This window comes from Pseudomonas sp. LBUM1657 (assembly GCF_059716075.1).
On record NZ_CP166799.1, the window covers coordinates 242,027 to 255,719 of the forward strand.

Genomic DNA, 13,693 nt, shown 5'->3' on the forward strand with positions numbered 1-13,693 from the left:
GGAGTGTGGCTTGCCCGCACTCGCCGGCCGTTCTCCGAAAGTCAGGCGCTACGCACCACACTCATCCGCGAAACCACCGGCAATTTGCCCAGCAGATCAAACACCGGCGCCGTCACCCGCAGTAAAAAAGCCGAAACATGATAGGCAAACGGCGTGTAATACCCCCAGCCCAGCGCCCACACCGCCAGCAACACGCCGCCAATGTAATCGTCTTGCCCCCAATGAGCACCCGCCACCAGCCGCGGCATCATGAACAGCAGCGTCAGAGCCCAGATCACCACTGCCTGCCACGAGGTGCGACTGAACACGGTCATGAACATCGCCCAAATCAGCAACACCGATGCATGGGCGCCGGGGAAGCTCTGGCTCGACCGATCCTTCAATTCCCACGCTTTCTCGAGTTCTGGAAAGTAGGCGCTCATGCGCACGGCGCTATCGATCATCATCGACGGGCTGCTGTGCTGCCAGTCCATGTAATGGGCGAATCTGGAGAACAGCATGCGGATAAACAGCAGCATCAGCAGCGTCGCGAGGAAACCAAAAAACGCCTGGCGCACCTCGACGGCCTCGAACACCCAGTCGCCCTTGATCAGCAAGGCCAGCAGAATGACCCCGAACATCGCATCGAAGGGTCGCAGACTTGCAATTGCCCAGATGTGTAGCCATATCGGGTTATTCGCCAGTGGTGAATTCAGTCGATGAAAAAGCCACTCGTCGAAAATCACACACAGCATCTGACCCGTAGGCCATAACCAGAAGGCCAGCAGCGCCAGAGGCACAAAATTGCATAAAGCCAACCGGCGCAGGTTCCACCTTGCTTGGAACAAACCCGGATTGTTCATAAAATGCCTCCCTTGGCTGAACATTGCGCATTGAACCGGTGCTGCAAAGGGCATGATTTTCACTTTCTGTAACCATTTTGTCATTACTTCAGATACCCAGACCTATGACCGATCTACCCGATACCGACTACACCCAACGCTTCATCTTCGATGATAGCGACACCCGCGGCGAACTGGTCGGGTTAGAGCGTAGCTACGCCGAAGTCCTCGCCAAACACGCCTACCCGGAGCCGGTCAAACAACTGCTCGGCGAGCTGATGGCCGCGGCGTCGTTGCTGGTCGGCACCTTGAAATTCGATGGCTTGCTGATTCTCCAGGCTCGCTCCGACGGCCCAGTGCCACTGTTGATGATCGAGTGCTCGAGCGAGCGCGAAATCCGTGGCCTGGCCCGTTACGAAGCCGACCAGATCGCCCCTGACGCAACCCTTGCCGACCTGATGCCGAACGGCGTATTGGCGTTGACTGTCGACCCGACCCAGGGTCAGCGCTACCAGGGAATTGTCGACCTCGATGGCGAAACGCTGTCGGAGTGCTTCACTAACTACTTCGTGATGTCTCAGCAGGTGGGCACGCGGTTCTGGCTGTACGCCGATGGCCGTCGCGCTCGTGGCCTGTTGCTGCAGCAATTGCCCGCCGACCGTCTGAAAGACGAAGAAGAACGCGCCGCCAGTTGGCAGCACATTACCGCGCTGGGCAGCACCCTGACCGCCGACGAATTGCTGGGCCTGGACAATGAAACCGTGCTCCATCGGCTCTATCATGAAGAGCAGGTTCGTTTGTTCGATGTGCAGAACCTGCGTTTCCGTTGCAGCTGCTCGCGCGAACGTTCTGCCAATGCTCTGGTCAGTTTGGGTCTTGAAGATGCGCAGGCACTGGTCATCGAACACGGTGGAAACATCGAGATCGATTGCCAGTTCTGCAACCAGCGCTACCTGTTCGACGCCGCCGACATCACTCAATTATTCGCCGGAGCGGGTATTGATATGCCGTCAGATACCCGTCACTAAAACGGTTCAGCGCAGGTAAATTCACTGGTTAGCGCCGGAATAACGCCGTTACGACGGGAGGGCCCTACTATTTTTGGGCTTTTCTGGCATAATCCGGCCCACTTTTTTCGCGGTAGTAGTGCTGGACTTTCTACTACAAAACGTTTGGAGCACTCGGCCAATGGCCGACGGGGAACCTCATGACGCAAGCCAATAACGCCGTGTACACCGATCTGAGTGTTGATGATCTGGTTAAAGAAGCCCTGAATCGCGGTGAAGGCGAGCTTGCCGATACCGGCGCGCTGGTTGTTCGCACCGGTCACCGTACCGGCCGCTCGCCAGTCGACCGTTTCATTGTTGACGAGCCATCCACTTCGGCAGCCATTGCCTGGGGCCCGATCAACCGCAAGTTCCCGGCCGACAAGTTCGATGCCCTGTGGGACCGCGTAGAGGCATTCAACAACGCGCAAGAGCACTTCGTTTCCCACGTCCATGTAGGCGCGTCCGCCGACCACTACCTGCCCGTGAAGATGACCACCCAGACTGCCTGGCAGAACCTGTTCGGCCGTTGCCTGTTCATCAACCCTGCTCAATACAACCCGGCTGGCCGTGACGAGTGGCAAGTCCTGAACGTTGCCAACTTCGAGTGCGTTCCAGAGCGTGACGGCACCAACTCCGACGGTTGCGTGATCCTCAACTTCGCACAGAAGAAAGTGCTGATCGCTGGCATGCGTTACGCCGGTGAAATGAAGAAAGCCATGTTCTCCGTGCAGAACTTCCTGCTGCCGGCCGCTGACGTGCTGCCAATGCACTGCGCCGCCAACATCGGTGAAGAAGGCGACGTGACCCTGTTCTTCGGTCTGTCGGGCACCGGTAAAACCACCCTGTCGGCTGACGAAAGCCGTTACCTGATCGGTGACGACGAACACGGCTGGGGCGAGGGCGTGGTGTTCAACATCGAAGGCGGTTGCTATGCCAAGTGCATCGACCTGTCCGAGAAGAACGAACCAGTCATCTGGAAAGCCATCAAGCACGGTGCAGTCCTGGAAAACGTCGTCATCGATGACGCCAAGCACGCCGACTATGCCGATGTCAGCCTGACCCAGAACAGCCGCGCCGCCTACCCGCTGGAGCACGTTGCCAAGCGCTCCGAGAAAAACCTCGGTGGCGAGCCAAACGCTGTGATCTTCCTGACCTGCGACCTGACCGGCGTACTGCCGCCAGTGTCGATCCTCAGCGAAGAACAAGCGGCCTACCACTTCCTGTCCGGCTACACCGCACTGGTGGGCTCGACCGAAATGGGCTCCGGCAGCGGCATCAAGTCGACCTTCTCCACCTGCTTCGGCGCACCGTTCTTCCCGCGTCCGGCCGGCGAATACGCAGAACTGCTGATCAAGCGCATCCGCGGCTTCGGCTCCAAGGTCTACCTGGTCAACACCGGCTGGACCGGCGGCGGCTACGGCGTCGGCAAACGCTTCAACATCCCGACCACTCGCGGCGCCATCGCAGCGATCCAGAGCGGCGCGTTGATCGGTGCTGAAACCGAACACCTCGACACCATCAACCTCGACGTGCCACTGGCCGTACCGGGCGTTGAAACTGGCCTGTTGAACCCACGTAATACTTGGGCTGACAAGGCTGCTTACGATGAAGCCGCTAAAGCACTGGCTGGTTTGTTTGTTGAGAACTTCAAGAAGTTTGAAGTGAGCGACGCGATCAAGGCTGCTGGGCCGAAGTTGTAAGAGTTGGTTTGATGTAATGAAAAAGCCGCCCTTTGAGGGCGGCTTTTTTGTGGGCGCGATCCAAGCGATCAGATGCAGAACTGCCATTATTCCAGCTGAAAAGGAGCTAAACGACCAGAATAATGGCACTTGCGCGATCGGTTAGATGCTTTCCAATTCCCGTGTATCCCACCGTTGCACCTTGATTGGGTAATTGCACAGACTTGCCCACCCATTTGCATTCGGCCTGATCAGTCATTTGCATCGGATTTGACCAGCACGTTTCGCTGACATGACCGGCAGAGAACGACCCTTTGCAGGCATTCATAACGTTCAGTTTAAGGGGAAGGCTTTAGCCCGTCCCGAGTGAGCGCAACGAATGGCTTGAACCGCTAGTTAGGCTCTTGCGCCGCCGCAACTGGCTTGCGATCACGACACAGCTCCCTTTCCACCCGGTAAAGAAAAAAAATCTGCCAGAAGCCGAACGCAGCGACGCTAAGTGAAACGAGCAATACCCAGCATCGTAGGTCGACAATAACGGAATTGCTTTGTCCACTGAGTGCCGCGACGAGACCCGCCAGTCCGGAAACAAGGGCGAAATGTGCGACAGACCAGCGGTAGGTTAGATAGCCGCTAAGTGACTGAGGCAGGTCTTCTGAGTGCCTCCAGCGAAGAAACTTAGCGTATGGCTTGGCATAGCTAACACCTTCCACAAAAAACTCTGCCGGCGCCGACGCCTTGAATTTCCAAGCTATAAAATCGAAAACAACCCACAGAACGAGTCGGTAGATTGAGAAAGCTGTAAATCCGAAAAGGGCCACACACAATGCAGTGGGAACTTGATTGGACAGAGCCCATTGAAAGATGGTCCGAGGATCATTCAGGCTCATCACCAATATGGTCGCAATCACAGCGCCACTCAGAAGGTAGCGAATTGCTGCTTCCAGGCTTGAAACCAGTGATATGAGTTTGTCCATGCAATCCTCTTGAGCCAATCTTTGGAATTAAGGGCACGTATTGGCGCATTCCAAAACGTCGATCCTTGAATGACTTGTTATGCGCCATATGGCTCATGACGACTACATACCAATGAGGTGGCCAAAGTCGCTTTCCCCGAGTATGCGAATTTTCTGGCCTTTAGCCATGAGTTCTTCGGCCTTCCTATGCTTAGCGCTCTTTTCTGCGCCAGCCAGCATGCGAATGTCTTGGTCGCCGACAACAAGCAGAGTGGTATGTTTCGTGACGCCAGTTGCGACATCGCAGCCTGCTAACGATGCAACATTGGCAGCTTCTTGGCGCGGTATTGAAAGAGCTCCGGTGAACACAACCACATTACCAAATAGTGGCCCGTCTGGATTGGCGGTGCGAACCTCGGAGGATGATAATGAAGCAGTTGGTCGCAATGCCAAGGAGCACCAATCGGCAGCACTTGAACCAGTTTCCTGAATTGCTCTAAGTAATATTTCACCCGCAGCACGCGCATCCTCTTCTGCATCGTGATGCTTGAAGCTTATTCCGAAGTGAGAGGCAACATTTGCAAGCCCATAACCAGACTGCGAAAAAATAGGCCAAGTGCGCCTAACAACTCGCGCGGTATCAAGCCACTGGCAATCAAATGAGGTTGTTGAAGACTTTTCACAGGCCCTACGAATTGCAGTTCTGTCGAATGGCGTATGGCTAGCCAATATTTGATTAGAGAAATTGGCTCTGAGGCGATCATGTACTTCTATCCAATGCGGTGCCGATGCAACCATTTCCTCATTTATGCCGTGAACTGAAACGTTGTGAGAATCAAAGTAGTCATTTGGATTAACGAGCGTGCTCCATGACTCTGAAAATTGTCCGTTTGAGAAAACGGCTATGCCAACTTGGCAGATGCTTGCAAGGTCTGGATTGGCGGTTTCAACGTCAATTACTACGAAATCCATGGTGCCTCCTTAGGCGACATGCCATGTCGCGTTTCTTGTCGCGATGGCGTGTCGTATAACGTTCCTTGTCGTCCTGTAAGTCCTTGTTTAGCTTAGAGATGGTCGCGGCATACGCGACATTGCTCAGGGAGAAACGCGACATGGATGACGGCAAGCCCTGCTACTCTCTAGAGTCGAAAGCAGCGTCAGTGACCCTACCCATTTGCCATCACCGTGTCCACCGTCCACTTTTGGCCGTTCTCTACCGATCATGGTTACAAAGCGTGCTGGTCAAATCCGATGCAATCGGTGGTCAGAACGAATGCAAATGACTGGTCAGGTTGAATGCAAACGGGTGCTCAAGTGGAGTGCAATTTCGCATTGATCGCTTGGTAAAGCATTCCGATCGTCAGCGGGACTTTGTCGCCACGCCCCTTCGCCCTGCGCTTGAGAAACACATCAAACCCTTCCGGCTGAAAATAGCGATAGGCATCGTAGTCAATGAAATCGACGGCGAATTGTTCTTCCAGCGCTTCCATCAGGTTTCGCGCATCGGCGCCGTCGCACCCCAAGTCGAAGTTGATCGAGGTAGTGAGACTGATGGTTTTGCGTTCGGGCAGGCCGAGTTCTTCGTGCAGCAGCTGTATGAGCAGGTGCATGGCGTGGTCGTCGGGGAAGTTGGGGGCGAGGTTCATAGCGGGTATATCCGAGTTGCCCGTGTAGGCGATTTTGAGGTCAGAATTCTCAGTTCTGTGATAACGACGCATCCAGCGGATCACCAATACAGCGTTCGAAAATAGCTTCCAAGCCTCGGTAGTCGCACGTTACGGCGTCGATGTTAGCCGGGATCCACGCGGAGTCTTTTACAAGCCACCAATCGACAGCAAATCCTGCATTGATGATGATTTGTTCAAACAAAATGCGTTGGGTTCGACCGTTTCCTTCACGAAAGGGATGGATAACGTTTAGATCGCCGTACGTCTCAGCAACGTTAACGACTAGCTCAGCTTTACTGCTGCCTACGAACCAAGCAGCGCTTTCCATGACACAAAAGATTTTTTTGGCTTCCGGGATGATTCGTTCTGCCGTACAAAAAAGCGTGTCGCCTTTCCGGATATTCACCGTTCTCGGCAGCCCGGCCCATTCGTAGATGTCACAAAACAAGGACTTATGAATATGCTGTAAAAGGCTGAGGTCGTACGGAGGGGGGAGGAGACGAAATTTGCTGACGGCGATTTCTGAGAGTTCTCGTTCTGCTTTTTGTAGCTGCTCTTCATCATGGATGTTGAGCAGGTTGCGCAGAACGTCGCTATCGGGATAGCAATAGGGGTCTTGGCCGACCCCGTATTTATCCACCATTAACGCGGATTCTGACGATATTTTCTGAGTACCGATTCCCGCGAGGGGAGCGGTTTCTCAGCATCGGCACGCGTGGTGTCAAAGCCTTCAAGGCGCAAGCTCGCCAGGTAGTTTGACCGGCGGACCTTGTCGTAATAATCCTGCTTTTGCTGAAACGTCAGTTCGCTCATGAGATCTGCCTCTTGTGCAATGTTCAAGTGTAGCTCAAACGACCCGGCGGATTGGTCGGTATTTTTGATGCTTTGGGGCTTCCGAACTATAGGATTGGTGCTTTATCCGTTACGCGGTTGAAACGTGACTTGGTTTAGAAATTGTTCGCTCTCACGCGGCGTTTGAGAACTATCTATACAGGCATTTCAAGGTACATCTTGACAATCACGGTTGACGTATTCGGCTGCTGTCCACGTTTTACGGAATGTGGACACCTGGGCAGAAGGATTGAACTCAGAGTCAAGATGCTTCGATGATGTTCAAAGGACCAGCCCCGCTTGTAGCTTTGGGGGGGATCTTTCGTTCAGGACTGGGATTACGCGATGCGTTCTTAGCAGGCAAGCCAACTCCCACAAGGTCGCGGCTTGCCTGTTAGTGCGTGGCGTCAGGCCGGTGCTTTCCAGCCCATCATGCGTTGTTGTGCGACTTTGAGCAGGTCGCAGCCGTCCTGGGTAAGGAGGTAGAGCGCGTGGGTGATGTGGGGAATGTCTTCGACGTCACCGTGCTTGAAGCATTGGCAGTGGAGAGTTTGGAGGAGATCGCTGGAGGCTCGGATGCGCTGGAGCGCGGCTTCGAGGATGTCTTGGGGGTTGGCTTCTGTGTCGATGATCAGGGGCGGGGAGTCGGTGAGGTTGGTTTGGAGTGGACGATAGCGATCGGTGAACGGGTTCCACGTATTCATTGTGCGTACTCTCAAATGCATTAAATGGAGCCAACACCACCGTGACCAAGCGATGGGAGGCGGACTGTGTTCGGGTTGGTCAACCGGTGAGAGAGCACACATTGCCGGCACGCCCGAAGACGTCCCAAACACAGCCACCATAAAGCGTGCAGACACTTGAGGTGCCGGCAGCATACAACGGAAGCGTATATGTGCTCCATTCGGGTGACCAAGCCCGAGTCGCTGAATTGGCAGCGACAGTCCGGACTATAGGTGCGGGTCACGGGGCGGCGATAGGCGACAAGGTGTCTTCTTTTGTAGGACCGTGCCGAAGCTTTGATAGGGCGTTGCCTACGGACTTATCTCTTCCGCAGTTTCTAGCGTTTGATTGCCATCAGGCGTTTGGCTTCTTCATCTGGAATGCTGGGGCGAGGGTCGTCGAGGCTGGCTTGTACTTGTGCTCTGAACCATGCGTCATAGGCTGCTTTTTCGAGCGATTGTTGAGTGTCGGGCATTTTGTCTTTCATCAGGCACACCGCGTTATCGTTCATCGCGGGCTAGCCCGGCTCCCACAGGGATTTTCGTTCGGGCATTAGCCAGCGGTGGTTTTTGGGAGATGTTGCCGGGCGACTTCGAGCAATTCGTTGCCATCCTGGGTCAGCAAGTACAGCGCGCTGATGATGTTGGGGATGTCGCTGACGTCGGCCTGTTTGAAGCACAGGCAATAAAGCGTTTCGAGCAGGTTGCTGGCGGCGCGGAGGCGTTGTTGGGCGGCGTCGAGGATTTCGTGGGGATCGGCCTCGGTGTCGATGACCAGCACGGGGGTGTCGCTGTAGCTGGTTTTGAGTGGGCGGTAGCGGTCGGTCGACGAGTGGAGCGTGTTCATCTAGGTGGGTCCTGTGCGAAATCGGGAAGTGTTCCCGGCGGGCCGAGACACTGTTTTCAGCCGCGCCGGAAACTATAGAAGGGGGCGGCGCGGTGCGACAAGACGGCTGTGATGGACAGGTTTTGTAGGGTTTTTATTGTCATTTTCGGAATGGGCCTACGCACTGGCGGAGGTTTTTTACTGTGAAATCGCTATCGGTAAAAATGCCTACGGGGTTGTCAGGCGCTGCGAGGCAAGTCTCGGTAGGGTGGGCGTCAGAATGTGTAGGGTCTTTCGAATTTTGCGGCGCTGGTGCTGGCCTCTTCGCGAGCAAGCTCGCTCCCATAGGGGGGCTCGGCCGTACACAAAATCAGCGTTCAACGTAGTTCAAGTGTGGGAGCGGGCTAGCTCGCGAAGTCAATCTGACAGCCACCACATGTCTTAAGCCCTGCGATGCCGTCCCGCCATCCGCTGTATCATCCCGTATCGTTTTTGCCCCCGACCTTTTCTCGACTCGCTGCGATCGCCGGCTAGGCTTTGGGCATCGCAGCGGTCAACGGAGTGACAGCTTATGCACAACACCCTGGAACAGGTTTTCGGTTATCCACAGTTTCGACCCGGCCAGGAGGCGGCGGTTAGCGCGGTGTTGGCCGGGCGCTCGGCGGCGGCGATTTTCCCCACCGGCTCGGGCAAGTCCCTTTGTTATCAATTATCGGCGGTGCTGTTGCCGCACCTGACGCTGGTGGTCTCGCCACTGTTAGCGCTGATGCAGGACCAGTTGGCGTTTCTGCAGCGTCACGGCATTGCGGCGGGCAGTATCGATTCGGCGCAGAGCCGCGATGACGCCAGCGATGTGATGGCTCGTGCAAAGTCCGGCGAGCTGAAGATTCTGATGATTTCCGTGGAGCGTCTGAAGAACGAGCGCTTCCGTAATTTCTTGCAGCAGGTGCCGATCTCGCTGCTGGTGGTGGATGAGGCGCACTGCATCTCGGAGTGGGGCCATAACTTCCGCCCCGACTACCTCAAGCTCCCGGACTATCAGCGTCAGTTCAACATTCCCCAAGCATTGTTGCTGACCGCCACCGCGACACCCAAGGTGATCGCCGACATGGAGGCCAAGTTCGCCATCGCCCCGGAAGACGTGGTGACCACCGGTTTCTATCGGCCCAATCTCAATCTGTTGGTAGAGCCGGTCCGTGGTCAGGACAAGCGCCGACGTTTGGTCGAATGGATGAGCGAACGCCCCAATCAGCCAAGCATCGTCTACGTCACGCTGCAAAAAACCGCTGAGCACATCGCCGAACATCTTGGCCGCAATGGCATTCAGGCCGAGGCCTATCACGCCGGCTTGCCCCACGAACAACGGGAAGCCATCCAGAAACGCTTCATGGGCGGGCAGTCCAATTGCATCGTCGCCACCATCGCGTTTGGCATGGGCATCGATAAGAGCGACATCCGCAACGTGGTGCATTTCGATCTGCCCAAATCCATCGAAAACTACAGCCAGGAAATCGGTCGCGCCGGACGTGACGGGCAGCCGTCCGACTGCCTGGTGCTGGCCAATCGCGACAGCCTCAACGTGTTGGAAAACTTCGTTTACGGCGATACGCCGGAGCTGGACGGTATCCGCTGCGTGCTCGACGAGTTGCAGGGTGCCGCGCCTGAAGGGCAATGGGAGTTTCTGCTGGGGCCGCTGGCGGATCAGAGCAACATCCGCCAGTTACCGCTCAAGACCTTGCTGGTGCAATTGGAACTGCGCAGGATCATCGCGCCGCGTTACGCCTATTACGCCGAATACCGCTTCAAATACGTGCAGGAACCGGAAGCTTTGCTGGCCCGCTTCGAAGGCGAGCGCAAAGATTTCGTCGCGGCGATCATCCAGACCTCCAGCCGCGCGCGCACTTGGGCCACGGTGAATTTCGACGCGCTGTACGAGCAGTATCAGGCCGAGCGTAACCGGGTGGTCAAGGCACTGGACTACTTCCAGGAGAAGGGCTGGGTGGAGCTTGAAAGCAAGCAAATGACCGAGGTCTACAGCCTGCTGCAAACCGACTTTGATGCCCGGGCCCTGAGTGCTGAATTGCACACCTACTTCACCCGCCACGAACAAACCGAGATCGCACGGATTCACGCCATGCTGGACTTGTTCGCCACCGACCACTGTTTGGGTTATCGCCTGGCCGAGTACTTCGGCGATGAAAATGCGCCTCGGCAGTGCGGGCATTGTTCGGTGTGTCACGGGGATGTGGCACGACTGCCCGCGCCACCGGAGTTGCCAGCGCTTGTGGATAAAAACTTCGAGGCGCTGTGCGGTGATTTTATCCACAGGCATGAGCAGCACACTGGGGATGTACCGTCGGCTGAGCGCGTGACGCGGTTTTTATGCGGGATCAGCGTGCCGCTGTTTACCAAGATCAAGGCTCGGTCGATTCCGGGTTTTGCGGCGCTGGAGGATTATCCGTATGGCGAAGTGCGATCTTGGGCAGAAGCGCATCTACCAGGTTGAAACACGGTCAATGTGGGAGCGGGCTTGCTCGCGAATACGGTGTGTCATTCAACATTGATGTCGGCTGACACACCGCTTTCGCGAGCAAGCCCGCTCCCACAAGGAATGTCGGTGTTTTTGGAAGCACATCCATCCGCTGAATGTCGCTCATCACAGGAATAAATTTCAAAAAAGTGCAGTGGCTGACTATGGTGAAGGCTGTCTTCGGATCGCCAACAAGAGAACAATTATGAGCCAGACACCGTTCAACATTCAGCGCGCCGCCGTGATCGGCGCGGGCACTATGGGCCGTGGCATCGTCATGTGCCTGGCCAATGCCGGGGTGCCGGTGCAATGGGTCGATAACAATCCGCAGATGCTTGAGCAGGCGCTGGCCACCGTGGCGGATACCTACGCCCACAACGTGCGTCAGGGCAAGATCGATCAGGCCGAGGCGGATGCGCGCGTTGCACGGGTAACGGCGGCTGCCGATTACGCGGCGGTCCGCGATGTCGATCTGGTGATCGAAGCGGTGTACGAAAACCTCGAGCTCAAACAGAAAATCTTTCGCGAACTGGATGGTCTGCTTAAACCCGAAGCCATTCTGGCCAGTAACACGTCGGCGCTTGATATCGACGCCATCGCTGCGGCTACTCGCCGTCCGCAGCAGGTCCTGGGACTGCACTTCTTCAGCCCGGCGCACATCATGAAGCTGCTGGAAATCGTCCGCGGTGCGCAGACGTCGCCGGCGGCGCTTGATGCAGCCCTGGAGTTGGGCAAGCGCATGGGCAAGGTCAGCGTGGTGTCGGGTAACTGCCATGGTTTTATCGGCAATCGGATGTTGCATCCCTATGTGCTCGAAGCACGCAAGATGCTGCTTGAAGGTGCGTTTCCACAGCAAGTTGATGCGGCACTGCAAGGTTTTGGCTTCGCCATGGGGCCGTTCCGCATGTACGACGTGGTCGGCATCGATCTGGAATGGCGTGCCCGGGAATTGGCGGGCAAAGGACAGGATGCGCCGGAGGTGCAGGTGGATAACCGTCTGTGCGAACTGGGGCGTTTCGGCCAGAAGAGTGGCAACGGGTATTACCACTACGAACCGGGCAGTCGCCAGGCTGAGCATGATGTGGAAGTCGATGCGTTGGTGCTGGAGGTCAGCGAAGGATTGGGCTTTCAGCGGCGCGAGATCGGGCCTGAGGAGATTCTGGAGCGCAGTTTGCTGGCATTGGTCAATGAAGGGGCGAAGATTCTTCAGGAAGGGATCGCCGAGTCGGCGCATGACATTGATCTGGTGTATCTCAATGGCTACGGCTTCCCGGCGGACAAGGGTGGGCCGATGGCCTGGGCGGATCAGCAGGGGTTGGCGGAAATTCATCAGCGATTGATGGCGCTTGAGACGCGCCAGGGTGATCACTGGAGCCCGGCTCGGTTGATCGGAGAACTGGCGGCAGCGGGGAAGGGGTTTGCTGACCGGTGATTGATGTGGCGCCTGTGATGGCGCATTCGCGAGCAAGCCCGCTCCCACATTGGATTTCAGTCGTACACCAAATCTGTGTTCACTGAAGATCGAGGGTGGGAGCGGGCTTGCTCGCGAAGAACGATAACGCGGTTTTTCGCCTTAGACTGGCAACCCAACTCCAGGAACCGACTCTGATGTCCGACTCGATGCCCCAACGCACCGACTACCCCCACTTCCAACCGATCACCACCCGCTGGCACGACAACGATGCCTATGGTCACGTCAACAACGTCACTTACTACAGCTTCTTCGACACCGCCGTGAACACTTACCTGATCGAGGTTGGCGGCCTGGATATCCATGACGGCGAGGTGGTGGGTTTTGTGGTGAGTTCGGCCTGCGATTATTTTGCTTCCATTGCCTTTCCGGACCGGATCGAGATCGGTTTGCGCGTGGGCAAGTTGGGCAACAGTTCGGTGCAATACGAGCTGGCGGTGTTCAAGGCCGGGGAAGATGAAGCCTGCGCGGCGGGGCGTTTTGTCCATGTGTTTGTGGATCGCGCATCGAATCAGCCGGTGGCGATTCCTGCCGGGTTGCGCGGCGCATTGGAGCGGTTGGTAGTTTGACGGGCAAAAAAAATCGCAGCCTTTGGGCTGCGATTTTTTGATCTACCTGGGTACGAGGCCATGCAGGCCTCAGTGACGGCGGTAGTGCTTCTTGTGATGATGCTTGCGATGGCCGTAGTGGTTACCACGATCGTGGTCACCACGGTAGCGGCGATCACCGCGACCGCGACGATCATCATCGTCGTCATCGCTCTTGTTGCCCATGTAGTTACCCAGCGCGCCACCGGCGCCGCCGCCTGCTGCGGAGCCGATCAGGCTGCCGGTGGTGCCGCCCATGCTGCGGCCGACCACGTTACCGCCTGCTGCGCCCAACGCACCACCAATGGCGGCTTCGCCACGGCTGCGTTTGTCTGCGCCAACTGCGCTACCACCCGCGCCGCCCAGGGCCGCGCCAATGGTGGAACCTGTATTGCCGCCTAGTGACTGACCGACGACCGAGCCCAGAACCCCGCCCAATGCGCCGCCCACACCTGCTTCGGTGGTGCCGCCGGCAGAAGCAAAACCACTGACCAGGCCAAGGGACAACAAGAGAATCGAGGAGAACTTCATTAGAGGAACCTCAAGGGGATGAC

Annotated in this window: 15 protein-coding genes; 5 read left to right on the forward strand and 10 right to left on the reverse strand. The window is 56.5% G+C overall.

Translation table 11 applies throughout. The features are described from left to right. Nucleotides 1-41: 41 nt before the first annotated feature. Nucleotides 42-842 (reverse strand): phosphatase PAP2 family protein, encoded by an 801-nt coding sequence (locus ACA055_RS01135; RefSeq protein WP_497681994.1) that lies wholly within the window; start codon nucleotides 840-842, stop codon nucleotides 42-44. 104 nt (nucleotides 843-946) lie between these two features. Here ACA055_RS01135 and hslO point away from each other — a divergent pair, with 104 nt between their 5' ends. Then, nucleotides 947-1,849 (forward strand): Hsp33 family molecular chaperone HslO, encoded by a 903-nt coding sequence (gene hslO / locus ACA055_RS01140; RefSeq protein ID WP_497681995.1) that lies wholly within the window; start codon nucleotides 947-949, stop codon nucleotides 1,847-1,849. 179 nt (nucleotides 1,850-2,028) lie between these two features. Beyond that, nucleotides 2,029-3,570: a phosphoenolpyruvate carboxykinase gene (locus tag ACA055_RS01145; protein WP_497681996.1), complete on the forward strand. Its 1,542-nt coding sequence runs from the start codon at nucleotides 2,029-2,031 to the stop codon at nucleotides 3,568-3,570. Nucleotides 3,571-3,941: 371 nt separating this feature from the next. Here the strand turns inward: ACA055_RS01145 and ACA055_RS01150 are convergent, their stop codons facing one another. The 8 genes from ACA055_RS01150 to ACA055_RS01185 all read right to left on the reverse strand — a co-directional run bounded on the left by ACA055_RS01150 (nucleotide 3,942) and on the right by ACA055_RS01185 (nucleotide 8,572). Beyond that, nucleotides 3,942-4,526 carry a hypothetical protein gene (locus ACA055_RS01150; RefSeq protein WP_497681997.1) on the reverse strand — a complete coding sequence of 195 codons (585 nt, stop codon included), beginning with the start codon at nucleotides 4,524-4,526 and terminating at the stop codon, nucleotides 3,942-3,944. 102 nt (nucleotides 4,527-4,628) lie between these two features. Next, nucleotides 4,629-5,477, reverse strand: a complete 849-nt coding sequence (locus tag ACA055_RS01155) for an exonuclease domain-containing protein (protein WP_497681998.1) — start codon at nucleotides 5,475-5,477, stop codon at nucleotides 4,629-4,631. Nucleotides 5,478-5,815: 338 nt separating this feature from the next. After that, nucleotides 5,816-6,151 (reverse strand): DUF1493 family protein, encoded by a 336-nt coding sequence (locus ACA055_RS01160; protein WP_497684342.1) that lies wholly within the window; start codon nucleotides 6,149-6,151, stop codon nucleotides 5,816-5,818. Between the two features lie 49 nt (nucleotides 6,152-6,200). Then, entirely contained in the window at nucleotides 6,201-6,815 is a 615-nt protein-coding gene (locus ACA055_RS01165; RefSeq protein WP_497681999.1) for a Fic/DOC family protein, read from the reverse strand. Next, complete coding sequence (locus tag ACA055_RS01170) at nucleotides 6,815-6,985, reverse strand: YhfG family protein (protein ID WP_497682000.1); 171 nt, start codon at nucleotides 6,983-6,985, stop codon at nucleotides 6,815-6,817. Before ACA055_RS01170 ends, ACA055_RS01165 begins: the two co-directional genes overlap by 1 nt. A gap of 425 nt (nucleotides 6,986-7,410) precedes the next feature. Continuing rightward, complete coding sequence (locus ACA055_RS01175) at nucleotides 7,411-7,707, reverse strand: hypothetical protein (protein ID WP_497682001.1); 297 nt, start codon at nucleotides 7,705-7,707, stop codon at nucleotides 7,411-7,413. Nucleotides 7,708-8,063: 356 nt separating this feature from the next. Beyond that, entirely contained in the window at nucleotides 8,064-8,213 is a 150-nt protein-coding gene (relB, locus tag ACA055_RS01180) for a type II toxin-antitoxin system RelB family antitoxin (RefSeq protein WP_497682002.1), read from the reverse strand. A gap of 65 nt (nucleotides 8,214-8,278) precedes the next feature. Beyond that, nucleotides 8,279-8,572 (reverse strand): hypothetical protein, encoded by a 294-nt coding sequence (locus ACA055_RS01185; RefSeq protein ID WP_497682003.1) that lies wholly within the window; start codon nucleotides 8,570-8,572, stop codon nucleotides 8,279-8,281. 550 nt (nucleotides 8,573-9,122) lie between these two features. Between ACA055_RS01185 and ACA055_RS01190 the strand changes: the two genes are divergently transcribed. From ACA055_RS01190 to ACA055_RS01200, 3 genes are all read left to right on the forward strand, one after another. Beyond that, entirely contained in the window at nucleotides 9,123-11,057 is a 1,935-nt protein-coding gene (locus ACA055_RS01190; protein ID WP_497682004.1) for a RecQ family ATP-dependent DNA helicase, read from the forward strand. Between the two features lie 229 nt (nucleotides 11,058-11,286). Then, a complete protein-coding gene (locus tag ACA055_RS01195; protein ID WP_497682005.1) occupies nucleotides 11,287-12,513 on the forward strand; it encodes a 3-hydroxyacyl-CoA dehydrogenase in 1,227 nt (408 codons plus the stop codon). 176 nt (nucleotides 12,514-12,689) lie between these two features. After that, a complete protein-coding gene (locus ACA055_RS01200; RefSeq protein ID WP_497682006.1) occupies nucleotides 12,690-13,121 on the forward strand; it encodes an acyl-CoA thioesterase in 432 nt (143 codons plus the stop codon). Nucleotides 13,122-13,190: 69 nt separating this feature from the next. On the opposite strand, the gene ACA055_RS01205 is transcribed toward ACA055_RS01200, so the two are convergent. Next, a complete protein-coding gene (locus ACA055_RS01205; protein ID WP_497682007.1) occupies nucleotides 13,191-13,670 on the reverse strand; it encodes a glycine zipper domain-containing protein in 480 nt (159 codons plus the stop codon). Nucleotides 13,671-13,693: the final 23 nt, after the last annotated feature.